Annotated in this window: 22 protein-coding genes; 2 read left to right on the top strand and 20 right to left on the bottom strand. The window is 42.6% G+C overall.

Annotated features, from left to right (window positions below; genetic code table 11):
* Positions 1 to 287 precede the first annotated feature (287 nt).
* The 16 genes from T356_RS0106925 to T356_RS0106850 all read right to left on the bottom strand — a co-directional run bounded on the left by T356_RS0106925 (position 288) and on the right by T356_RS0106850 (position 17409).
* Positions 288 to 908: a superoxide dismutase gene (locus tag T356_RS0106925; protein WP_026513873.1), complete on the bottom strand. Its 621-nt coding sequence runs from the start codon at positions 906 to 908 to the stop codon at positions 288 to 290.
* 119 nt (positions 909 to 1027) lie between these two features.
* On the bottom strand, positions 1028 to 2221 hold the full coding sequence (gene pseC / locus T356_RS0106920) for a UDP-4-amino-4,6-dideoxy-N-acetyl-beta-L-altrosamine transaminase (protein WP_051563224.1): 1194 nt from the start codon (positions 2219 to 2221) through the stop codon (positions 1028 to 1030).
* Positions 2222 to 2282: 61 nt separating this feature from the next.
* On the bottom strand, positions 2283 to 3434 hold the full coding sequence (locus T356_RS0106915; RefSeq protein ID WP_242846573.1) for a glycosyltransferase family 4 protein: 1152 nt from the start codon (positions 3432 to 3434) through the stop codon (positions 2283 to 2285).
* A 118-nt stretch (positions 3435 to 3552) separates the two neighbouring features.
* Positions 3553 to 3750 (bottom strand): DUF6465 family protein, encoded by a 198-nt coding sequence (locus T356_RS0106910; protein ID WP_026513870.1) that lies wholly within the window; start codon positions 3748 to 3750, stop codon positions 3553 to 3555.
* 77 nt (positions 3751 to 3827) lie between these two features.
* Positions 3828 to 4013 carry a hypothetical protein gene (locus T356_RS0106905; RefSeq protein ID WP_026513869.1) on the bottom strand — a complete coding sequence of 62 codons (186 nt, stop codon included), beginning with the start codon at positions 4011 to 4013 and terminating at the stop codon, positions 3828 to 3830.
* A gap of 18 nt (positions 4014 to 4031) precedes the next feature.
* Positions 4032 to 4757 carry a lysophospholipid acyltransferase family protein gene (locus T356_RS0106900; RefSeq protein WP_026513868.1) on the bottom strand — a complete coding sequence of 242 codons (726 nt, stop codon included), beginning with the start codon at positions 4755 to 4757 and terminating at the stop codon, positions 4032 to 4034.
* Positions 4758 to 4881: 124 nt separating this feature from the next.
* Positions 4882 to 5436, bottom strand: a complete 555-nt coding sequence (locus T356_RS0106895) for an ANTAR domain-containing response regulator (protein WP_026513867.1) — start codon at positions 5434 to 5436, stop codon at positions 4882 to 4884.
* Between the two features lie 57 nt (positions 5437 to 5493).
* Positions 5494 to 6828, bottom strand: a complete 1335-nt coding sequence (glnA, locus tag T356_RS0106890; protein WP_026513866.1) for a type I glutamate--ammonia ligase — start codon at positions 6826 to 6828, stop codon at positions 5494 to 5496.
* Between the two features lie 206 nt (positions 6829 to 7034).
* Positions 7035 to 7982, bottom strand: a complete 948-nt coding sequence (locus T356_RS0106885) for an NmrA family NAD(P)-binding protein (protein WP_026513865.1) — start codon at positions 7980 to 7982, stop codon at positions 7035 to 7037.
* A 60-nt stretch (positions 7983 to 8042) separates the two neighbouring features.
* Positions 8043 to 9398, bottom strand: a complete 1356-nt coding sequence (locus tag T356_RS0106880; RefSeq protein WP_026513864.1) for an MATE family efflux transporter — start codon at positions 9396 to 9398, stop codon at positions 8043 to 8045.
* Positions 9399 to 9576: 178 nt separating this feature from the next.
* On the bottom strand, positions 9577 to 10821 hold the full coding sequence (locus T356_RS0106875; RefSeq protein ID WP_026513863.1) for a DUF2130 domain-containing protein: 1245 nt from the start codon (positions 10819 to 10821) through the stop codon (positions 9577 to 9579).
* A gap of 1098 nt (positions 10822 to 11919) precedes the next feature.
* Entirely contained in the window at positions 11920 to 13923 is a 2004-nt protein-coding gene (locus tag T356_RS18670) for a CotH kinase family protein (protein WP_051563222.1), read from the bottom strand.
* 22 nt (positions 13924 to 13945) lie between these two features.
* Positions 13946 to 14617, bottom strand: a complete 672-nt coding sequence (locus tag T356_RS0106865) for a DUF4956 domain-containing protein (protein WP_026513862.1) — start codon at positions 14615 to 14617, stop codon at positions 13946 to 13948.
* Positions 14618 to 14661: 44 nt separating this feature from the next.
* A complete protein-coding gene (locus tag T356_RS0106860) occupies positions 14662 to 15348 on the bottom strand; it encodes a polyphosphate polymerase domain-containing protein (protein ID WP_026513861.1) in 687 nt (228 codons plus the stop codon).
* A 109-nt stretch (positions 15349 to 15457) separates the two neighbouring features.
* A complete protein-coding gene (locus T356_RS0106855; protein WP_026513860.1) occupies positions 15458 to 16738 on the bottom strand; it encodes a sensor histidine kinase in 1281 nt (426 codons plus the stop codon).
* The gene (locus tag T356_RS0106850; protein WP_026513859.1) at positions 16732 to 17409 is read right to left on the bottom strand and encodes a response regulator transcription factor; all 678 of its coding nucleotides are present in this window, start codon (positions 17407 to 17409) and stop codon (positions 16732 to 16734) included. Before T356_RS0106850 ends, T356_RS0106855 begins: the two co-directional genes overlap by 7 nt.
* 520 nt (positions 17410 to 17929) lie before the next feature.
* Here T356_RS0106850 and T356_RS18665 point away from each other — a divergent pair.
* Both T356_RS18665 and T356_RS0106835 read left to right on the top strand, forming a co-directional pair.
* On the top strand, positions 17930 to 18745 hold the full coding sequence (locus T356_RS18665) for a helix-turn-helix domain-containing protein (RefSeq protein WP_035780628.1): 816 nt from the start codon (positions 17930 to 17932) through the stop codon (positions 18743 to 18745).
* Positions 18746 to 18765: 20 nt separating this feature from the next.
* Entirely contained in the window at positions 18766 to 19428 is a 663-nt protein-coding gene (locus T356_RS0106835; protein WP_026513858.1) for a hypothetical protein, read from the top strand.
* Between the two features lie 256 nt (positions 19429 to 19684).
* Here the strand turns inward: T356_RS0106835 and T356_RS0106830 are convergent, their stop codons facing one another.
* The 4 genes from T356_RS0106830 to T356_RS0106815 form a co-directional block, all read right to left on the bottom strand.
* The gene (locus tag T356_RS0106830; RefSeq protein WP_026513857.1) at positions 19685 to 20323 is read right to left on the bottom strand and encodes a hypothetical protein; all 639 of its coding nucleotides are present in this window, start codon (positions 20321 to 20323) and stop codon (positions 19685 to 19687) included.
* 90 nt (positions 20324 to 20413) lie between these two features.
* A complete protein-coding gene (locus T356_RS0106825) occupies positions 20414 to 20818 on the bottom strand; it encodes an amino acid-binding protein (RefSeq protein WP_026513856.1) in 405 nt (134 codons plus the stop codon).
* 135 nt (positions 20819 to 20953) lie between these two features.
* Positions 20954 to 21328, bottom strand: a complete 375-nt coding sequence (locus T356_RS0106820) for a response regulator (protein WP_026513855.1) — start codon at positions 21326 to 21328, stop codon at positions 20954 to 20956.
* Positions 21329 to 21457: 129 nt separating this feature from the next.
* Positions 21458 to 23116, bottom strand: coding sequence for an AMP-binding protein (locus T356_RS0106815; protein WP_026513854.1), 1659 nt, complete (start codon positions 23114 to 23116; stop codon positions 21458 to 21460).
* Positions 23117 to 23122: the final 6 nt, after the last annotated feature.

The following is a 23122-nucleotide window of genomic DNA, read 5'->3' as shown; positions in this document are numbered from 1 at the left end:
ACCGAACTTCCCAAAGTTCGGTTTTACTTTTGCCCGCCATTTCATAGACAGCCCAGCCGCAAAGGGAGACATTCGGAAATTCGCTGTCTTCGGACGAGCAAGATGATTTTCAAAATTTCTAAAAGCAGGAACCGACGACTGCTCTGAACAACGTGAAAGTCGGCGGTTCCTGCTTTTAGAAATTCATGAAAATCACTGCGCAGACGTACACAGCGAATTCCCGAATGTCTCCCTTTGCGGCCGAGCGTAACGAAAGGCTGCCACACTAATGCGACAGCCTCAATTATTTATGCTCCGATAATTTTGTTGTATCTTTCGGAAACTTTGCCCCAGTCAAGGATCTCGAAGAATGCCTTGATGTAGTCGGGACGAAGATTCTTGTATTTAAGATAATATGCATGCTCCCAGACATCGAGTGCAACAATCGGGATAAGCCCTTTGCCCTCGCTTATCGGATTGTCCTGATTGGGAGATGCTGAAACAGTGAGCTTTCCGCTCTTATCTGTCGAAAGCCATGCCCATCCGGAACCGAACTGACCTGCTGCTGCCTTTGAAAGCTGCTCTTTAAGCGCATCGAGACTGCCGAAAGTCTTGTCGATCTCCTCTGCAAGTTTTCCCGAAGGAGCTTTTGCAGGGCTTGGTGAAAACATCTCAAAATAAAGGTTGTGGTTATAATACCCACCACCCTGATTTCTGAGTCCTTTTCTCAAAGTCTCATCAGAAACCTTATCAAGTGATGCAAGGAGTTCCTCCGCACTGAGATTACTCATTCCTGCTTTTTCTGCAAGTTCATTAAAAGTCTTGGTATAAGTGGCGTGGTGCTTACCGTGATGTGTCTCAACCGTAAGCTGGTCAATGTGGGGTTCAAGAGCATTTGTAGCATAGGGTAATTTAATCTGTTCGTACATAGTGGTTCTCCTTTCTGCATATGCATATATAATAAATCCAACCATTAACTCACTTCTACAAAACAATTTTAATTCATTTTACGAAACCTTGTCTATATTTAGTTATCGCACTGCACAATTCAAATTTTATAGTTTTCAACAAGCTTTTTAACCGCTGCTATAACGTCATCCACATCGCTGTCTGTCATAAGCGGATAAAGAGGTATACTCATCATTCCGTTGTATAGCTTCTCTGCATTGGGGCAAAGACCTTTCTTATACCCTCTATTCTCATAAAACGGGAAGTAGTAAACAGGCACATAATGAACCTGAGGCTGAACATTCTCTGCAGAAAGAGCTTCAAAGAACTCTCTTCTGTTGCATTTAAGCTTATCAAGGTCAAGCTGTATCACATACAGATGTCTTGTTGTATCCGACTCAGGGATCTCTTTCTGTACGATTATCTCAGGTATATCCTTAAAAGCTTCATCGTATTTTTTTACAATCTCTTTTCTTCTGTCAGAGAATTTCTGAAGCTTATTAAGCTGGCTTATCAAAAGAGCCGCTTGAATATCGGTAAGTCTATAATTGAAGCCAAGTTCCTGCATCTCATAGTACCAGATGCCGTCCGCTTCATGCACAAATTCATCGGCATTTCTCACAATTCCATGCTGCGATGCGAGCTTAAGCTTTCTGAAAAGCTCCGGATCATTCGTTGTAATCGCTCCGCCCTCTCCCGAAGTTACCGTCTTAACAGGATGGAAGCTAAAGCAGGTCATATCGCCTATAGAGCCCACAGGCTGTCCGTTGTACTTGGTTCCTATCGCATGAGCCGCATCGGTGATAAGTGTAAGTCCGTGCTTGTCGCAGATTTTCTGTATCCTTGCATAATCAACAGACTGTCCCGTATATGCAACCGCAACCACAGCTTTGGTCTTATCTGTGATATGTGCCTCAATGCTTGCGGGATCTATGTTGTAAGTCTCAGGATCGATATCTGCAAAAACAGGCGTCGCTCCGACATAAACCGCACAGTTTGCGGATGCCGCAAATGTGATCGGTGATGTTATCACTTCATCTCCCTCTCCGATTCCTGCAGCAAGGCATGCGCAGTGAAGTGCAGCCGTGCCGTTACTTACAGCCACAGCGTATTTTGCTCCTGTTACTTCGCAGAGTTTTTTCTCAAGTGCCGCAACGCGGGGGCCGCATGTAATAAGGTCATCCGTAAGAGCCTCTGTCACAGCCTTTACGTCATCTTCATCTATCCACTGTCTGCCGTAATAAATTTTTTCTTTTCTTACCGGAGTACCTCCGTTTATTGCAAGTTTCTCCATCTGTATCCTTCTTTCTTCTATAGCGCATCAATCAGCACTTTACTCTTAAATTTCCAGCCCTTTAAAGCCCTTTATAAACCTTTATCGTCTCATCAACAATTCTTTCCCAGTTATAATGCTCGCAAACATATTCCGAGGCTTCCTTGCGGTACTCTTTCACCTTCTCCTCGTCGTCAATAAGCATCCTTAGCTTATCTCTTAAATCCTTTACATCACTTTTCCTAAAAGAAAGTGCCTTTCCTCCGCACACTTCTATGCATTCCGGAATATCGGATGTCAGGCAGCAATTGCCGTAGCTCATTGCTTCAAGCAGAGTAAGCGGCATTCCCTCAAGGTCCGATGGGATCACGTACAGGTAGCTGTTACTCAGAAGCTCCGAAAGCATCCTTCCCTGAACGAATCCTGTAAAGATTATCCTGTCATCTTTGCTCGCAAGCTTATGTATTCTGTCGACAAATTCCTGTGTATCGCTGCTACTTCCCGCAACCACAAGCTTTTTGTCCGTATCAAGTTCCATAAATGCTTTTATAAGGTATTCCAAGCCCTTCTCGGGAACGAGTCTTCCCAAAAAGAGAATATAATCATCTTTATCAAGTCCGTATTTTTTCTTGATATTATGCGGCTCCGTGAGAACCGGTCTGTTTACTCCGTTAGGTATGTAAACAGTTTTTCTTCCATACTTATCAAGGAAGTACTTCTGCACATTTTTGCTCAGGACTATTATCTCATCCGCATGCTTTACTGCGGCTTTCTCACCCATCATTATATATGCGCTTGCAAACCTGCTCCACTTCTGCCTCTGATGGTCAAGTCCGTGAACGGTCGCAATGCATCTTTTCCCCATGAGTTTGGGAATCCACATCGTTGCGCAAGGCCCCTCTGCGTGAAAGTGCACCACATCATATTTGCCGAAAGCGACCTTTATCGCTCCGAATAACGAAGACGTCGCCGCCGCAAGTCCTTTTCTGTTTATCGTGGGGACATTGACGAGCCTTACTCCTTCATACGTATTTCCCGCAAAAGAGTCGTATTCTTCGCCCGCCACATGATGTCCTTGTCTGTTGTAGCAGGTTACTTTGTGTCCAAGCTTAGCCATTCTCGTAGACAGCTCGGTCACTACAACCTCGACACCGCCTTCTCTAGAAGGAACGCGTTTATGTCCAAGCATGGCAATATTAAGTTTCTGCTTATCTGAAATGTTTTTTTTGCCCAAATGATTGTCCTTCCAAGGTCACACTTTAACCATATTATAATACCATGTTTTCCGCAAAAGAAAACAGACGAAAAAGCGTACTTTCCCGTCTGCGATCAGATCTGTTTCATTCGTAATATTAAAGGTCGAAAGAACCGTTTTCACTTCCGTTTACAACGTAGTAGCCCATTCTCTCTTCAGGCTTAACGTAGATGTTAAGGTCCTTGATATCCTTCTTTCCATACGCTTTCTTAGCCTTTGAAATAAGCTGATCCCCTGTAACCGTAAGATCCTCGTACTGAATTTCAACCTTAGTCTTAATAGTTGTTGCTGCCATTGTATTCCCTCCCTCATAATATAATTTGCTTAATTACGTTATATTTTACACCTCATATTATAAAAAGGGAACACATTTCAAAACATGTTTTTACATAATATCGCACATGCAATCGCTATTATTATCAGTATTACACCTAATATTCTCATCCAACGATAGGTCTCAGGCTCGTCTTCGCTGTCTTTGTTGAGCTCGCCGTGTGTAAATACCAGGACACCGGCAATAAGAATTACTGCCGCAAATATGGCAAAAAGCTTATTCATCACTTCCTCCGGAAGATACTAATTATTTTTCTCAAGATGCTCTGCGATCTTGTCTTTGATGATCTTCTCTACTTTTTCCGCAATCTCGTGACTGCGCATATCTTTGTATTCATCATAGCTTATTGGGGTAAGGTAATAGACATATGTTGTAACAGGGCCTACGTGGTCGCTGTTATACACCTTATAAGAATCCACAAGGGCCACCGGAACAATCGGAACTTTCGCCATCTGCGCAACCTTAAAGCTCCCCGCCTTAAAAGGTTCCACGACATTTCCGTTATTTTCCTTGTAGCCTCCCTCGGGAAAAAGAATGAATTTCCTGCCCCTCTTAAGCTCCTCCGCCATCTCTTTAAAAACTGTTATGGTATGTCTTGGATCGTTTAATTCGATTGTCTTGCCTTCCACAAGCCTGAGAAATTCCGAGACCAGCACCAGATGTGATCTCTTTTCATCCATCACGAATGAGAGCGGACTCTTGTGAGTATTGAATATTCCAAGGACATCGTACTTGCCCTGATGGTTGGGATACAGCATATACCCGCCTTCCTTGGGAAGGTTCTCATACCCGTAAGCAATGGTTTGGTATCCCGATGACTTGTTCATACATGTGACCATCTCGTTTGCAAGAGCGTATCTGTCTTCCTCTGAGTGTTTCTCAATATGTCTCAGCCATAAATTAGACTTAATAAGATAAAATATAATTCTGTGAAGATTTATTATTATTGTGTGATAAAAATTCCGCATCAGTATATTTTCTTTTCCTATTAAATTTTATAACGATGAGATATTTTACCACATTTCACGGATTATTGCACTTTATCATGCATAAAAACGCGAGTTTCTGTAATTTTTTATCAAAAAATACATATTATATAGCCGACAGCGAAATGACCATTTCCGCGGTCTCTCTGAGATTCGTTCCCGAATCCATCGCACATTTCTGCAGGTATCTGTGCGCCTCAGGCTCTGTCATATGGTGCCTGTCCATCAGGATCTCTTTTGCCTGATTTATGATCTTTTTCTCCTCGTCGGAACGCCCCGCCTGCTTGGCCTTCTCTTTGGCTTTCTTTCTACTTCGTGTCACGCCCTCGAGCATGAGTTCAAGTGTGAAAAAAAGATCCGACTTCTTAAGCGGAGTCGGCAGATAAACCAGCTTGTCTCCGCAGCTATCAAGAGGTGCTTTGTCCGGCGATGCGATCATCAGCATCTGAAAGAACCTGGGAAGATCCTCGGCAAGCTCGCTGTAGAGCATGTCATTTAAGCGGTAGCCGCAAATTACGACTCCGCTTCCAAAATCTTCCATAGCAGAAAGAGCCTGCGCTCCCGAAGTGCAGGTGATCATTCCGTCATATCCGCCACGGCTTAATATGCTTTTAAAATTTTGCGCATCATCCGATTTCGCAAACGCAATGATTATATTCACAAATAAGCCTCAAATTTCCACAAATTTTATTCAACGTACCGACGAATCTACCTTTTTTCAGAATATGTTAAGGTATCTCCCAATCTCCCACTGTGTTACGCAGGTGCGGAAATCTTTCCACTCTTTGCGCTTTGCATCAAGTATCTTGTTGAATATGGAACTTCCGAGGACTTCTTTTACAAATTCATCATCCTGATATGCTTCGATTGCTTCTCCAAGTGTCATGGGAAGTGTCTCAAGTCCGCTTTCTCTGAGGTCGTCGTAGGTTGCGTTCTTGAGGTTGTCGCTAAGTTCCTCAGGAGGAGTCATTTTCTTTTCAATTCCATCCATACCTGCTGCCAGGATAAGTGCGATCGCAAGGTAAGGATTGCAGGTGGAATCAGGATTTCTAAGTTCAATCTTGGTATCCTGTCCGCGCTTTGAAGGTATTCTTATAAGAGCGCTTCTGTTGGCGCCCGAAGAAGACCATGATATATTGACCGGTGCATCATAGCCCGGAACAAGTCTTTTATATGAATTGACGATAGGATTGGTCACAAGTGTCATTGCCTTAACGTGGCTGAGCACGCCGGCGATAAAGTACTTGGCTGTTTCCGAAAGTCCGCCCTTATCATCGACAAATATATTCTTTCCGCCATCATCATGTGCGATGATGTTGATATGCATGCCGGATCCGCTGATTCCCTCAGTGGGCTTGGGCATAAATGTCGCATAGAGTCCGTGCTTCTTGGCAATTGTCTTTACTGCCATTCTGAAGGTCATGATCATATCTGCAGTTCGCTCTGCATCTTCTTCTCTGAAGTCAATCTCATGCTGCGCAGGAGCAATCTCATGATGTGAAGATGAGATATCAAAGCCGAGTTCTTCGAGGTTAAGGATTATATCTCTTCTTACGTTTTCTCCCTGATCTGCGGGCGCAACGTCAAAATATCCGCCTTTTTCATGGGTCTTGTTTGTCGGTCTTCCCTCGTCATCAAAGTCAAAAAGGAAGAATTCAGGCTCGGGATTGAGTTTGAAATTAAGCCCCATTTTCTCAGCTTTTTTTACCACCTCATGAAGAACATTTCTGGAATCGCCCATGAAAGGCTTGCCGTCAACCGTATAGACGTTACAGAACATTCTCGCGACCTTGCCGGACTGCGGTCTCCATGGATATATCTCGAAGCTGTCAAGATCGGGATACAGATACATATCGCTCTCGTCGCTTCTGACAAAACCTTCAACCGACACACCATCAAACATGCACTCGTTGTTAAGCGCACATTCAAGCTGGCTTGCAGCTATGGCAATGTTTTTGGGAATGCCGAAGATATCGCAGAACTGAAGCCTTATAAATGCTACGTCCTCTTCCTCAACGATACGGAAAATGTCTTCTTTGGTATATTTGCTCATTTTGACCTCCATTGCAAAAATGTATTAAAATGCTCTGCGCATCCATAGCGGAGCGTTTTTTATTTGATAGGAATTTCCTATCAAATAAAAAGACGCCCTAAACAGCGAGCACTCCTGCTCGTGTTAAAGGCGCCCTTGCCGTTCACTTTTTATATATTAATATTCTTTGGTTTAATGTGTCAATCGATTATTTTGAACTGCTTATATCACTTCTTGTCTTTCGAATGTCTCTCGCCGATCTGGAAGTCATCGCTGTGAGCAAACATGAAATCAACCGTGATGGGATCGTCACCTGTGAGTTTCTTGAAGTCATCGGTGTGAACCGCCATCTTGCCTTCTCTGATTGCCTGGGCGAAGGTTACCATGCCGTCGCTTGAGAACGGCGCTTCACTTCCCTTTTGGAAAACACCGTCTGTAGTTCTCGGAACTCCCATCGCATCAAAGATCTTGTAATTTTCTTCATCGGTAACTGCCTTGTAGCTTATGTTGTTGCCGGTCTCTTTGTTACCGATCTCGACAAACTTCGTGATAGTCATAAGCTCTTTTCCATTGATATTGAGAGTTGCGTGATCATATTCGGATGCGCGGTGAAGTGCGTAAGCAACCGCCTTGGCGCAGTCTTTTCTTGAGATGTAAGCCATAAGTCCGTCGCCCTGGCTGTTTGTAAGCGGTGCGTTTGCATGTACATATGTAAAATAGTTGGTGATCATAGCCTCTGCATACTGGGAATTGCGAAGGAAGATATAATCGAGCCCCTCACTCTTAACATAGTTCTCAGTGTAGATATGATCCAGCTTTTCAATCGAAGGATTGGTCTCATCGCCTGCATTTACAAGAGATGTGTAGATAATCTTCTTTACACCCGCTTTTTTCGCAGCATCGATAGCATTTCTGTGGGCACTCTGTCTCTTTTCACCTACAAAAGGCATAGAAATAAGAGCAAGAACATCTGCACCCTTAAATGCTTCCGCAAGTCCGTCGGGATAATTGAAATCCGTCACATGTGTCTCAACTCCCTGAGCCGCAAATCCCTTAAGTGAATCTTCACTGTAGCCGCAAAAAATAAGATTGCTCTTATCTTCCAATGTCAGCAGCACTCTCGCTGCCTCAGCGCCAAGATTTCCATCAACACCTGTAAGTAACAGTTTACCCATGAAAATACCTCCTTCTATGAAATTGTATGAATGTATATCGTTATGATACCTTACATTATATCACTTAAACTTCCTAAGCTCCGAATATGCCATAGGAACAGCGATAATTGCGGAAAGAACGTCAGCGCACGGCTGCGCGATCTCAACACCTGTAATTCCAAAAAATCTCGGAAGAAGCAGTATCATCGGAATAAAGCAGATACCGTTTCTCGCAGAAGCTGTAATTGAAGCTTTTAATCCCTTACCTATAGACTGAAGCATCATATTGCTCATTATAATCGGTGCCGATAAGAATAACGTCATGCACTGGAATCTGAGCGACTTAACAGCAACCTTCACAGCAGCTGCGTCTTTGGAGAAAAGACCTATCAGATTCGGTGCAAAAAAGTAACATGCCGCGCCCATGCATATAAGGAAAACCGTCGCATACTTTAAGCAAAAATAAAATCCCTCTTTTACCCTCGCTGTAAGCCCTGCGCCGTAGTTAAACGAGCACACAGGCTGATATCCCTGACCAAAACCGATAAGTGCTGACACCATGAGCATTAAAATCTTTGTTGCCAATGACATTCCCGCAATAGCAGCGTCATGTCCAAATATTCCTGCCTGCGTATTGAGTACAAGCGTTGCTATTGCCGCAAGTCCCTGCCTAAACAGTGAAGGAATACCGCCATTTACTATTTCGAAAAGATAATGCGCGTTCAATTTGATTTTTTTGATGCTAAGTTTAATATTCTCGCCCTTTGTCGTTCCTATAAGAAGGACAAAAAAGCTTGTGATCTGCCCCATTACAGTAGCAATCGCAGCTCCTGTTACTTCCATATGGAATACCCAGATAAGAAGCGGATCAAGGACCATGTTCATCGCTGCGCCACTCATAAGACCGATCATTGCAAAATATGCGCTTCCCTGGAACCTTAGCTGATTGTTTATAACAAACTGAGCCATCATAAACGGTGCGCCCAAAAGTATGATTCTCATGTAATCTTTGGTAAATGCAAGACTCTGCGCACTGTCTGCCCCAAGCAAGCCTACAATATCATTAAGCAGAACATTTCCCATTATTGCAAAAAACAGTCCTAAAATTATAGAAAGAGCCAAACCGGTTGAAGCCATCTCATCAGCTTCTTTGTGCTTTTCGGCTCCGAGCATTCTGGAAATATAATTCCCCGATCCGTGACCGCAAAAAAATCCGAATGCCTGAATAATCGCCATTACAGGAAAAGCAAGTCCGACAGCCGCCATAGCCGATGTATTTATATCAGAATTACTTGAAACCCTCGATACAAAAAACGTATCCGCCGTATTATAAATTCCCGTAACCAGCATACTTATTATGGTCGGAAAAGAAAGAGTCATAATAAGCTTCGGTATTGGTGTTGTTGTAAGATATTCTCTCCTATTCTGTGTAGACATTTAAATGTAGCTCCGATGTTCAAAAATTTTGTCTGTAAAAAATACAGCAAGAACCATTATAGCACGATTCGAAAAAGATTCGAAAAAACCGAATCTAGTGATTTATGAAGTTCTGCTCTCGCATTCGCTCGCCAGAACTAAGTAGTACACTACGATTCGAAAAAACCGAATCTAGTGATTACTTAAGCTCGTCGAACTTTGCCTTCATGGTCGGGTTGCCTCGCGTGAGCTTCTTTACGCTCACATCATCAACCTTGCTGTTAGCGATCCTGAGCTGATTGTCGGAACCAAGAAGCTCTTTTTTCACCTTCTCAAGATGCTGTATTGTCTTGTCTATCTCGTCGATTGCCTTGTCGAAATGATTGTGCGCGATCTCATAGTTCCTTGAAAAGTCGTTCTTGAACTTCATAAGGCTGTCCTCGAAATTGGAAATATCTATATCCTGGTTGCGGACCATCTGAAGCTCCTGCTTGTATTCAAGCGCGGTGAACGCAGCATTCCTAAGAAGCGTGATTATAGGAATAAAACACTGCGGCCTCACAACATACATCTTGTCAAACTTATAGGAAACATCAACAATTCCCGCGTTGTAGAGTTCGCTCTCACTCTCAAGAAGCGAAACAAGTACGGCATACTCGCAGTTCTTCTCCTTGCGGTCCTTATCAAGCTCTTTAAAAAAGTCCTCATTCTTGTGCTTTGTTGCGGTCTCATCCATCTCGTTCTTCATCTCGAACATGATCGAGATTATCTCAACGCCGTTCTCATCGCACTCTCTGTAGATATAATCGCCCTTACTTCCGCTTCTTGCATCATTGTCTTTTTCAAAATACGCATTTCTGAAAGCGGTCGCGCGAAGCTGATTGAACTGTATCTCACAGTGCTGCTCAAGCGTCTCACCGACCATCTTTGTTGACATCTTGGTCTTTAAGTCTTTATAGAACTCAACTTCCTTCTCTTTCTGCTCAAGAAGGATCTTGCCCTTTTCTTTTTCCTGATTGAGGGCATTCTCAAGCTCATGCTTCTCATCATTTAAGGCATTTGCAAGCTCGTTCTTTTCTGTCTCAACTTTCCTCACAGCCTCAAGAACAGCAAGCTTTGTCTTATCCTCAGCGCCCTTTACTTCCATGGAAAGAAGACTCTTCTCTTCAAGAGCCTTGTTAAGCTGCGCTCTGAGGTTATCAAGTTCCTTTTGATGATCCTCTTTTTCCTTCTCATACTGAGCTTTGCTCTTTAAGATAATCTCGTTCTCTTTTGCAACGAGCTCCAGCTCATGTTTTTCCCTGTAATGCCTTTCCAGCTCAGAAACGCGATTTGAAAGATCTTTTTCAAACTCTTTGTCCCTGATCTGCTTCATAATGGAACCAAGTTCCGTATCATCAACCGTAAAAGCCTGTCCGCAATGCGGGCACTTAAGTTCTGCCATGTCTGCCCCCTCTCGAAATCAGTCAAAAAATATCTATATCCATAATAAAAAACAAAGAGTTACTTGGCAACTTTTTGCACGCCGATGGCTACGGTAACAACGTTGTTGATTATTCATTGACTCACAGTGCGGTTCCCGTTTGTGAAGTCATACCGTCTTGCCAATTGCGTTGACTCACATTGCTGTTTCCGCTCATGAGATCATCCCATCTTGCTATTTGTGTTGACTCATATCGCAGTTTTCGCTTATTAAGTCATCATATCTTGCCAATTGTGTTGACTCACATCGCAGTTCCCCTCTCATGCGGTCATACATCCACTTATTCCAACGGGTATAAATCATTTTCCAGGATTTAATGACCGTAAAACTACTCCTAAATTTGCTTACTTCTACGTGTATAAATCAATTTTTCAGATTCTAAGTCCGTAAAGTCATTCCTACATTTCACTTATTTTTACGGGTATAATTCGAATTCCAAAGTTACTCCAATTTCCGGCATTAATTACGTGAATTACTTTGATTTCCCATAGATTCACGTAAAAACTTCATATCAATAGAATTTTACGTGAATATCCCTGATTTACTTCGCACCGTACAGCTTCTACGCAATGAGTCTGGGCGGTGCATGTTCTCTTTTTCACACCGTACAGTTTCTCCGCGATGATTCTGTACGGTGCTTGTTCCAGTTTTCGCACCGTACAGCTTCTACGCGATGATTCTGTGCGGTGTTTGGTCTCTTTTTCACACCGTACAGCTTCTACGCGATGATTCTGTGTGGTGCTCGTTCTCTTTTTCACACCGTACAGCTTCTACGCGATGATCCTGTGCAGTGCATGTTCTCTTTTCACACCGTACAGCTTCTACACATAATCAGAAGTTTTTACGTGAATATCCCTGATTATTTGCATGGCCTCACGTAAAACTTAGTGCTGCTGTCATCAAATTAACTCGACTTTTTACGTAGAATAAATTGTTATTTTGTGAGACGAAGGAATGAGTCGTACCGGGCGGTACGACGATTGACGACAACGAAACAAATAACAATTTAGGCAAGTAATAAAGTCGACTTATTTGGTGACAGTAGCACTTGGGCCATCATCAAATCTTACGCCTCTTATATTTAGCCAAAAGAATAACTGCTGCCGCCATGATCGCCATATAAAGCCCGCACAGTGCAATCTTCTTTATATCCGGTCCTGAATTCCTGCTTGTGCCCATCGGTCCAAATCCCTCCGAGGGCTGCATTCCTTCAGGTGACCTCATTTCTTCAGGGGGCTGCATTCCCTCCTGCCCTTTGCCGCGTTCTCTCTTGGGACGTTTTACGGCATTGTTATCTTGTGAATCGGTGTCGCCATCCTTGTTGTCATCGCTGGGGCCTCCCATTCCAAATTGACCCATAACGCTGACATCAATTTCCGAACCGTCAACGAGCGTCGAAGAATCCTGCTTCTGCCCTTCGTCGGTTGAAGGTATTGTTCCGTCAAGCTGTCCACTGATACTTTCCGCTCTCAAAGTAACAGCCTTGTACAGCATCTCACATGCTTCGTCATATTCTTCATAGCTGCAGAATGCAGTCGGATCCTCTTCAACAAGTGTATCTATCCGGCTTCTGATCCTGTTATAAGTCTCTTCAAATCTTCCGCCATTAACATATTCTTCCACAAGTTTATCAAGATACTCGTGGTATTTCTTGAGGTACTCTTCATTTTCAAGCAGTGCATCAAAAAAGTCAGTTGCAGAGAACGGTGTATCGATCGCATCGTTTACCATCTCAGTTCCTTTATCGCTGCCTTCTCCGTCTCTTCCGCCGAATGACATTCCTCCAAATGAAAGATTGTAATCCCAAGGGAAAAGATTAAGCTTCCCGTCATGCTCATAAAGATAATAATTATGCGCCATATTTCCGGACAGACTGTCCATATTTACCGAGAATGTATGCACAGCCATGTATTTAAGGATATTGTCGACATCAAGGTATTTCTCAAGGTCTGTTCCTTCACTTATATTCTTAAGCGCAGTTACCACTCTTCTGTGATCTCCGTCTGCAGTCTCCGTAATCTCGCCGTCCCAAATTGTAGAGTAACTATCGAGATTGTCATCTGTATAATTCAGATTCGCGCCTCCGTTTCCGCCCATCGTGGGACCACCGCCACCCTGAGGAGGGCCGTTCTGAGCCTTTTTGTCCGAATTCTCATTTCCTGATTCCGAATCATCCGCTCCATCACTGCCATCCGAACCAGAATTTCCCATACCGTCAGATCTAGACGGTGGATTTGTCGGATCAAAATCTCCCATATCAGGCTTATCTGATGAATTCTCCGAATCGCCCCCTTCCATATCCTTCATGCCTGGCGCGTTCGAAGGATTGAAATCCCCCATCTCCGGCATATCTTCCGGATTAAAATCTCCAATCGGCAGTTGTCCGCCTTCGGGGCCATTCTTTGACTTATCGTCTCCGCCGCCCATTCCCATGCTTTCCGGTTTATACAGCTCTCCGTTCTGTGTTCCGTAGTTTCTAAGCAAAAAGCTCTCTTCAACAGCTTCCAAAGCAAGATAAGCGCCCTTGTACTCACCGTTTAACGTCACCGATGCGTAATTATATAAAGACGATGCCGCTCCGATATAATTGAACATGTCATATACGATTGCTTCTTTCATATTGGTGGCGTCAGCGTAATTATTATTGAGAATAAGTTTATCAAGCCCAAAACAGGTCTGCCCTTCCATGAAATGCCCAAATTCCAGTTTAAAGCTGTATCTGTCGGTTTCAGGGTCCCTTGCTATAGATGAAAGAGATGTGTTTCCTTTGGGACGTATCGCAACATTCTTAAATGTCTCGCCGCATATCTCAACATCACAGACGTAATATTCCTCTGACATTGAATTTTCCAACATCTCATTCCATTCATCTTCATCCATCTTGATATTTACGCTTATAGCTTCATCTATATCAAAAAGCTTGCTTGGATATTCCATCGAAATATTTGTGTTTTCCGCGTATTTATCGCTTTGACCCACGATTACGCCGGCAAGAAGGCATATCACTACAGCTATGGCCATGATGACCACCACGATTTTACCAATGTGCTTGTTCGTAGCCATTATCAGCTCCTCCTATAAAACTTCAGCTCATGTACTCACCATTAAAAGCAACCAGCGTAGCACTTGTTACACCTGATACAGCATTTACATGATTTACAAAACCTGTTTCCTCATTTTTTGTGCGTATCTCAACTGTAAGCTCAATTCCATCGTCAGTAACGGTCTTAGACTTTACGATATACTTATCCACTGCCTTTTTGATTATGCTGCAAGCGTTCTCTTCGGCCCTCTCATCGTAGCAATCAACAATAAGTATGTAAGGCACATTTGAAATCTTTTTGTTGGCAAAAAGAACAAGTATGACACCGATTATCACGGAACCGATCACCGCAAGAGGGATCATTCCCGCTCCGACTACTATACCTGCCGCAAGCGCCCAGAACAAAAATACTATCTCCATTGGCTCTTTTATCGCTGTACGGAAACGCACGATAGAAAGAGCTCCGACCATACCAAGTGACAGCACAACGTTTGATGTAACAGCCATTATCACAAGGTTGGTTACAAGCGCAAGTCCCACAAGAGTCATCGCAAATCCCGTTGAATACATAACTCCGCTAAATGTCTTTTTATAGATCAAAAAGATAAAAAGACCTATCACCAGTGCAAAAGCCATTCCGATCAGTGTATCTGCGACCGAGAACTGTGTAACACTTTCCAAAAAACTTGATTTAAAAATATCGTTAAATGACATTACTATTTCCTCCTTCAAATGAACTAATTATTGTATCGAATTTTTTACCCAAATCTTCTGCACGCGCCATATTTGGAAAACGACTGCCGCATCATGCCGTTAACCTGTATCAGATCTTGTATTACCGACGGCAGAAACGCATCATATTTCACTTCCAATATCATGTCCTCCGGGTTATCCGTTGCGCTTATGTCATTGACATTCTCTGTGAGAAACTCCCTGTTAAAAAGAGTAGTTCTTATCCTTGAATCAAATGTAACCCTGACGTTTCCCGCTTTGTATATATAAGGTTCCCGCACATATGACACCAAAACCCTCGGAACAAGCCGCTGATATCTCATCTTTGCATACAGCTCTTTTACAAGCTCATGCGGGCTCTCCTTCATAAATTCAAGATTGCCGGCAAGTATCTTTCTGCACTCGCTTTCGGTGATCCTTGCATCATATTTAAGGCACAGGTCATTGATCTTCATTTTCTTTTCAAGTGTTATAAAAGAAAAATCGTCGTTGTAATACCTGATGCGAAATTTCTCACGCTTTTGTATACCATCAATCTTCTCCCGCAGCGCTTTGTCATCGCTGTTGTCAAAATAGATACTCCTGATCCGGTAAAGACCGTTTGAATCCGTATGTGAATCGGAGATCATTATATTTTGAAGACGTTTTCGCATCGCTATGTACTCAGAATAAGAAATACTGTATTTGAGTTCATGTCTGTAATGCTTTTCCACTACTTATCCTCTCCCTTCTTAATAATCATGAAGCCATAATAAATTCCCAACCTGAAATGAACCTGAAACAATTTAAAAAGAGAAGCCTCTCGACTTCCCTTAAATAGCACTAGATTATAACTTTTATTGTCATTGTTTTGCCGCTCGGACAATATGCGCTTATCGTGCCGCCGTGCGCCTCTGCTGCCGCCTTAGCGATCGCAAGTCCTACGCCGTTACCGCCGGTCTGTGTACTTCTTGACGCATCGGGCCTGTAGAAACGGTCAAAAAGCTTTTCCGTATCCGGCACCGGATTTAGATCGCACGTATTAAAAACCTCGATAACCGTCTTATTTTTCTTTTTATAAACACTGAACCTTATATCTGCATTTGCATCCGAATATCTTATCGCATTATCAAGAAGCACCGACAACATCTGATGAATAGCCGCTTTGTCTCCGTACAGATTCACATCATCCTTAATATTCACAGAAAATTTCTTTTCACTTGCCTTGGCCTGCGCCTCGAATATCTCCGCCGTCTCCCACGCAGCGGAACTTAGCGAAAAATGCTCCTTGTCGGGAAGCGGATTATCCTCATCAAGCCTTGATAATTGAACAAGTTCGCTCACAAGCTTGCTCATCCTTCCCGTCTGCTTCCTTATATTGTCTATCCACTCGTCATCCTCATGCTCCATGCTAAGAACATCCAGACTGGTACTTATGGACGTTAGCGGCGTTTTCAGCTCGTGACTTGCATCAGTAATAAACTGCTTCTGCCTGCTGATATTGTTTGCGATTGGGCGAATCGCCCTGTTTGAAAAAAGAACTACCAATACAAAAACAAGTAACAAACTTACAACGGAAACCGCAATCGTAAGCGACCTTAATGTATGCATAAATCGCAGCTCTCTCATTGAATTAAGGAAGATGATCACCGTAGTATCCCTAAGTTCTTCCTTTGCAAATCTGAATTCTTTTATATAGCCACGGTCTTTTTTGCCCGAATAAACCTGCTCGGCCAGCTGCTTAGCTCCCGACGCGTCAACTGAAGCGACAAAATCAAGCGATGTGGACAATACATTCCCTTCCCCATCAAGCCTTGCAATAAAAAATCGCGTCATATATCCCGCTTCCGCATCAGGCGAACCTCTAAAAGGCCCATCCGGCGGTGCTTGCGTCCCCGGTCCCGGTGGATTTGCGCCGGATCCCGGCTGCCCATTATTCATTTCAGGTCCCGGCATCGGAGGATTTTCTGCCTCAAATTCATAGATGGCACTAATCGTTTCATCAAGGCTCCTTGTGACAACACGGTAATTTATCAGATTTACAAGAACTGCAACCATGAGTATTACTGCCAAAAAAGCCGCCATAGCTGCAATTATCACGCGGTAGCGCATTCTTTTCAGCATGAAGTCACCTCCAGGGCATATCCGATGCCACGCATTGTCTTTATTTCCACATTTGCCTTGATCTGCCTTAATTTCTTTCGCACATATCCAATGGTAGTCCATACCACGTCTATATCAGATTCCGTATCGTATCCCCATATCTTTTCCATCAGATGCTCTGTCGAAAAAGCCTGTCCCGGATGAAGGACAAATAATTCAATAAGTTGAAACTCCTTGTTGGTAAGCTTGACACTCTTTTTCCCAACACTCATTTCATACTTGTTAATGTCGAGAACTATATTCCCGATGCTCTGAACAGAATCGTTGTAATTCTCGCTTCTGCGCCCGAGCGCCTTAACTCTTGCAATAAGCTCGCTCGTAGCAAAGGGCTTTGGAAGATAATCATCCGCTCCCGCTTCAAGTCCCGCAACTCTGTCCTCTATCTCAGCTTTGGATGTAAGCAGCATCACAGGCGTCCTGATTCCGTTCTGCCTTATAAGCGACAAAACTTCGATCCCGCTTTTTCCCGGCATCATAATATCAAGAACGATCACTTCATACGAACCTTCTTGTATATAATCCCACGCATCGTCTCCGTTATGCACAATATCCACGGAATACATCGCTTTCTCAAGCAGTATCTTAAGCGCCTTCGCTGTCGCAACCTCATCCTCGGCAATCAATATTCGCATCTTTTTCTCCTTGTAAATAGCCATTCGGTAAACCGTCTATAAAAACATAATATGACGTCTTATTAAAATGGTCAAAAAAAAGGCTACTGCACTCAAGCAATAGCCTTTATATTATTTATTATTTTCTTTTTCTTCTTCCAATTTCTTTATAAGCTTATCTATCTCTTCTTGTGACAACATAGTAGAACCATTACTCATTTCTGCCATTTTTTTCCCTCTTTTCTCTTAAACAAAAAACTACTTGCATATATTTATATCACACGCTTGACTATAAAGAAATTGATTTAATAAAACTTTCATTTTTTCCACAAATGAACTAATTAAATACTTTGATTATCAAATTCTTTTTGGCAATTTGCTGATTGGATTGAAATATTGTTTCTTTTGACCAATAGAATTTCAAGTTCAGCTTGAAAAATAGATTGAAACTTAAATTAATACTCGGTAGAATAAAGGGTATATCAAGTGTACCATAAGGGCATAAGGTAACGTTTATATAGGAGTTATAAGGAGAGTTAAGATGAGTATAGGGACAAATATCAAGGAACTTAGAGAAGAGCGTAAGCTCACACAGAATCAGGTGGCAGATGCGTTGGGAATTACGTTTCAGGCCGTTTCTGCATGGGAAAGAGATGAATACAAACCTGATACGGATAATCTGGTGAAGCTGGCTGAGTATTTTGGGGTATCTGTTTCTGCGATTGCTGAAGAGAAGCACGGCGCGTTTAAGACAAAGGATGCTATCTACGATTGGGAGCATATGAAAACTTATGTGAAGACAACAGCCAAGAATTTCAAGCTTTCCGATTCTTTGAAAGCAGTTGATTTCGCGGTAAAAGCTCATACCGGTCAGAACAGAAAATGTTCAAATGTTCCATATATATATCATCCGCTTAACCTGGCATGTCACGCTCTTTCTATGGACATTATTGACGATGCGGTAATTGCGGCATGTCTTCTTCATGACGTGGTTGAAGATTGCGAGATTGGGCTCGATGAGCTTCCTGTCGGAGATGAGGCAAAAGAGCTGGTAAGACTTTTGACAAAAGAAGATACAAAGGGCAAAAATCGTGACGAGGTCATGATAGCTTATTACAATCAGATAGCGACCAATCCCAAAGCTGCGCTCATAAAGTGCCTGGACAGATGTAATAATCTTACAACAATGTCCTGGGGACTCAGCCGTGAAAAGATATTCAGAATGATAAATGAAACGGAAAAGTATTATCCCAATCTTATCAAAGTGATCAAATATACTACCGAATACAACAATGCCGCTTGGCTCCTTAAGTACCAGATAGAGAGTATGCTTGATATTTACAAGAGACTACTGTGAGTTTTACCGGAGGAAAAAGCATGAAAAAAAATTATTTACTAGTAACTTTGATAATGGCATCTTTATTGACAGCCTGTACCTCTCTGTCAAATGACAATACTGCTGAAACTGAGGATGTATCTACAGATGAGATCAGTATCGAAAATGATACCGATACATCAAGCGACTTGAGTTCAGAAGATCTTTCATCCGATCTTGCAAGTACAGCAGAGTCTTCGGATGCTTCATCATCAGACTCTTCCGTCGACCTGTCCGATGATCAGTTTGTATATAACGGAAAGACAATCTCTGTTCTGGATGATGCTACAAAACTAATGGATACGTTGGGTACTCCATATGAAAAGGAACCTTTCTCTTCACAGCCTGATAGAATCGATTATAGATATGGTTCCGAAGATAAATTGGTAGAATTAAATATAGCTGTTATAGACGGAAAGAATTATCCTTTTTCCATCGCAATCAGTGATAGCAACGTAAAAACCGCCAAAGGAATCGGTGTCGGAAGCAAAAAAGACGATGTCATAGCCGCATATGGCGAACCCACCAAAAGCTTTGATGAAGGCGCTTTCTTCATGGTATACGATCTCGGTAAAACTGAACTCACTTTCACTTTCTTTGGTGGCGATGTAGTTGATAGCTTTGACTATATAAATGTTGATACCCGTTCAAAGTACACTTATTGATTTGAGCTCATTTGGAAATTTTGTCGCCCTGTAAATTCCGCCATACGGCTATAGGGCAGATTTTCTTAGCATTTACATATGTTGCCATATTCAAGAGCATAAAAAAACTAAGGTTTTCATTCTGCTCTCGCTCCAACTGTCTGAGCCCATTTATGGGCGAGTTTTTGGAGCGAAGAATGAAAACCTTAGTTTTTTTATGCCTTGAATATCAACATATGTAACGCTAAGAAAATCTGCCCTATAGCCGCATCCCGATTCACAGCTGCGAATAGCCAAATCCATTGCAGATGGCGTCAACCGGAACACCGTTTTTGCATAATGGGCAGGCATCGTGTGAAGCCGTTGAATAATCGGGGAGATCTCGCATCGTGAAAAGCGCACGGATAGGGATGTTCTCAATCTGCGTTGCAACTGAGAAAACCGCTGATATTCCTACAATCTCACCTTTGTAGAACCTTATCGACTCAAGCGCACTCTTAAGCGTCTGTCCGGTCGTTGCCGAATCGATCAGAATCAGCACCTTTTTGCCGTTGATCATGTGCTGATTGTTCTCACGGAACATCATCTGCCCGTTTACGTTGTATTCGGGCGCTGTAATATACATGGTCTTATGGGAATTCATGGACAGTATTCCGGCTTCGGTCAGCTTATTGGCCATATACGAGCCTACTACTTCCATTCCGTTAAGACAGAGAATCGTGTCTATAACATCTGAAGACATATACATCTCAGCCAGCGATTCACCCGCGGCGCGGGCCTCTTTCATTCTGGCCTTGGTATCACACAGATCAATATAGTAATTAACATGGGAATTAGGGGTTATGAAATGTCCCTTTGTATAACGAAGAATTACGTCAGTATTTCCGGTGTATTCAAGTTTTTTGTATCCTTGCATGTGTACCCTCCTATGAGCCAATGGCAAACAACAAAACAACCTAAATCTTACTATATTTACTTATATACCCATTATAATTTATATCTTACATCAGATGCAATTATAGCCTCTGTTAATAAGAATATTTTCAACCTGAGCAGTGTCGTCCGTATGGATAACCATAATAGGAAGACCTGAGTCACGGTTAAAAGAAAGATATGTATAATTTACATTTATATTGCTGTCAAACAAAGTCTTTAAGATCTTATCCAATGATCCGACTTCATCAAGACACTCAACAGCAAGTACAGGCGTAGTCTTGCAGATATAGCCTTCCTTACTGAGAACTTCGATACTCTTCTCGGGATCTGAAACCACCATTCTGATAATGCCGTACTCAGCAGAATCATTGGTTACCGATCCAAGGATATTTATTCCGTTCTGACAAAGAATGCCTGTCACATTCTGTAAACATCCCTTTTTATTTTCTGCATAAATAGATATTTGCTTTAACATACACTTGCCCCTCTTCCGGTTGATTTATGGATGTATTCTAACATCGCACTTTATTCTTGTCCAGTGTAAAAGAGCTCCCGGACTAACTAAACAGCGAGGCTACATGTATAATATAGCCTCGCTTATATGATAATCTTACTCTTCTTCCTCTTCAAATGCTTTTTTCACCGCGAATAAAACATCCGAAGTTGTAAACGGCTTAACAATGAAGTCTTTGGCTCCTTTTTTTATCGCCATGACTATCATTCCCTCGTATTTCTGATCGGAGCACATAATAACCTTTGCTTCGGGATCGTAGTCCATCACGGCAGCAAGTGCGTCTATACCGTTCATCTTGGGCATATTTATATCCAAGATCATGAGATCCGGCTTTTTTTCTTTGTACATGTCAACTGCCTGACCTCCGCTGACCGCTTCACCTACAATCTGATACTCCTCAGAACCGAGTGCGTTTTTGATCATTTCTCTGAATAATGCTGTATCATCCGCTATCAATACCCTCTTTTTCATAACGTGGTCTCCTTATTTGAAATCCAAACGTCTTAACATACGCATTTATAACATTTGACACTTATTTCATATATATATTATGCCTGCAAATCCGTTCATATTTCAAATAAAATATTGATAAAACGACAATTACTTTTTATTCATCCTTGCAAGATCTGCCTGTCTGATACGCGCTCTGCTTATTTTTCCCGAACTGGTCCGCGGAAGGTCTTCAACGAACTTGATTATTCTGGGATACTTGTATATCGCAACGCGCTTTTTTACAAATTCCTGAATCTCGGTTCCAAGCTTTCCGGTATCCTCGATACCATCTTTTAAGATGATGCTGGCTTTTACGACAGCGCCTCTGTTCTTGGAAGGAAATCCCGTAACGGCACACTCAAATACCGCAGGATGGCACATTATAACGTCCTCTACTTCGGACGGCCCGATCCTGTAACCGCTTGACTTAATTACATCGTCATTTCTTCCTATAAAAAAGAAATGTCCGTCTTTGTCCATAACGGCTTTATCCTTTGTATGATATACGCCGCCGCGCCATACTTCCTTATATAATGCCTCATCTCCAAGATATCCCTTGAAAATGCCTATAGGCCTCTCATCTCCTTCGGGAATGATAACTATCTCTCCCTCTTCGCCTGCGGCAACGGGCTTATTATCCTCATCCACCAAACTTACATTATATAATGGCGAAGACAATCCGATAGAGCCCTTTATCTGCTCTATTCCGACAGGGGTGCATATCTGAAGCGCAGTCTCAGTCTGGCCAAAGCCTTCGCGAATACGGATTCCCGTCATGGCAAAAAACTTCTCCGAAACCTCTTCAGGCATCGGCTCGCCCGCAGTTGTTGCGGTATGAAGCTCGCTAAGATCGTACTGTGACAGATCTTCCAAAATAAAGTATTTATATATTGTAGGAGGAGCGCAGAATGTGTTTATCTTCTCCTCCGAAATAAGCTTTAACAGATCAGCCGCATAGAACTGCTCATAATCATAGACCATTATTGCCGTTCCCATGAACCACTGGCCGTAGAGCTTGCCCCATGCAGACTTAGCCCATCCGGAATCTGCAACGGTCAGATGTAGTCCATCATATTCCACAGCATGCCAGCACTTTGCAGTATAGATATGTGCGATCGGGTAGGAAAAATCATGTATTACCGCCTTGGGCGCACCGCTAGTACCTGATGTGAAATAGTAAAGCATATCATCATTTACATCGGTAGCGATCCTCTCAAGCTCCGCGGAAGCTTCGTCCATTATACTGTCAAAAGAAACCGCGTCCTTGTATCTGTCTCCGACCACAATCTGAATGACATCTTTTCCCGAAATAGCACGTTCTACTTTATCACAGATCTGCTCTGAATTGACACAGATCACAGCTTTTGCTCCTGAGATATTAATTCTTTCCTTAATATCTTCCGAAGATACCATATGAGACGTGGGTATCGCTATAGCACCAAGCTTATGAATAGCCAAAATACTGATCCAGAACTCATAGCGTCTTTTGAGAAGAAGCATTACCGGATCTCCGCGCTTTATCCCGAGTGACTTTAGAGCATTTGCCGCCTTGTTGGAAAGCTTTTTAAGGTCACCGAATGTAAAGCGTGTATCCACGCCGTCTGTACTTCTGTGAACCATAGCCTGCTTATCCGGGCATTCATCAGCAAATCTATCAATTACGTCATAAGCAAAATTGAAATTCTCATCATAAGTGGTCTCAATACTTACTACATTTCTGTCTTTGTCACATTTTTCCTTATAGTATCTTTGATATATGTTAGTCATCTTTGC

Source organism: Butyrivibrio sp. LB2008, assembly GCF_000621565.1.
GTDB lineage: Bacteria > Bacillota > Clostridia > Lachnospirales > Lachnospiraceae > Butyrivibrio.
Note: the sequence above shows the minus strand (reverse complement) of the source record. Positions and strands in the feature narration are given on the sequence as shown.

Bases quoted from the DNA above. Each gene is read 5' to 3' on its own strand.
- T356_RS0106925 (WP_026513873.1), bottom strand. From the start codon at position 908: ATGTACGAACAGATTAAATTACCCTATGCTACAAATGCTCTTGAACCC.
- pseC (WP_051563224.1), bottom strand. From the start codon at position 2,221: ATGGAGAAACTTGCAATAAACGGAGGTACTCCGGTAAGAAAAGAAAAA.
- T356_RS0106910 (WP_026513870.1), bottom strand. From the start codon at position 3,750: ATGGCAGCAACAACTATTAAGACTAAGGTTGAAATTCAGTACGAGGAT.
- T356_RS0106905 (WP_026513869.1), bottom strand. From the start codon at position 4,013: ATGAATAAGCTTTTTGCCATATTTGCGGCAGTAATTCTTATTGCCGGT.
- T356_RS0106900 (WP_026513868.1), bottom strand. From the start codon at position 4,757: ATGCGGAATTTTTATCACACAATAATAATAAATCTTCACAGAATTATA.
- glnA (WP_026513866.1), bottom strand. From the start codon at position 6,828: ATGAGCAAATATACCAAAGAAGACATTTTCCGTATCGTTGAGGAAGAG.
- T356_RS0106885 (WP_026513865.1), bottom strand. From the start codon at position 7,982: ATGGGTAAACTGTTACTTACAGGTGTTGATGGAAATCTTGGCGCTGAG.
- T356_RS0106880 (WP_026513864.1), bottom strand. From the start codon at position 9,398: ATGTCTACACAGAATAGGAGAGAATATCTTACAACAACACCAATACCG.
- T356_RS0106875 (WP_026513863.1), bottom strand. From the start codon at position 10,821: ATGGCAGAACTTAAGTGCCCGCATTGCGGACAGGCTTTTACGGTTGAT.
- T356_RS18670 (WP_051563222.1), bottom strand. From the start codon at position 13,923: ATGGCTACGAACAAGCACATTGGTAAAATCGTGGTGGTCATCATGGCC.
- T356_RS0106865 (WP_026513862.1), bottom strand. From the start codon at position 14,617: ATGTCATTTAACGATATTTTTAAATCAAGTTTTTTGGAAAGTGTTACA.
- T356_RS0106855 (WP_026513860.1), bottom strand. From the start codon at position 16,738: ATGCTGAAAAGAATGCGCTACCGCGTGATAATTGCAGCTATGGCGGCT.
- T356_RS0106850 (WP_026513859.1), bottom strand. From the start codon at position 17,409: ATGCGAATATTGATTGCCGAGGATGAGGTTGCGACAGCGAAGGCGCTT.
- T356_RS18665 (WP_035780628.1), top strand. From the start codon at position 17,930: ATGAGTATAGGGACAAATATCAAGGAACTTAGAGAAGAGCGTAAGCTC.
- T356_RS0106835 (WP_026513858.1), top strand. From the start codon at position 18,766: ATGAAAAAAAATTATTTACTAGTAACTTTGATAATGGCATCTTTATTG.
- T356_RS0106830 (WP_026513857.1), bottom strand. From the start codon at position 20,323: ATGCAAGGATACAAAAAACTTGAATACACCGGAAATACTGACGTAATT.
- T356_RS0106825 (WP_026513856.1), bottom strand. From the start codon at position 20,818: ATGTTAAAGCAAATATCTATTTATGCAGAAAATAAAAAGGGATGTTTA.
- T356_RS0106820 (WP_026513855.1), bottom strand. From the start codon at position 21,328: ATGAAAAAGAGGGTATTGATAGCGGATGATACAGCATTATTCAGAGAA.
- T356_RS0106815 (WP_026513854.1), bottom strand. From the start codon at position 23,116: ATGACTAACATATATCAAAGATACTATAAGGAAAAATGTGACAAAGAC.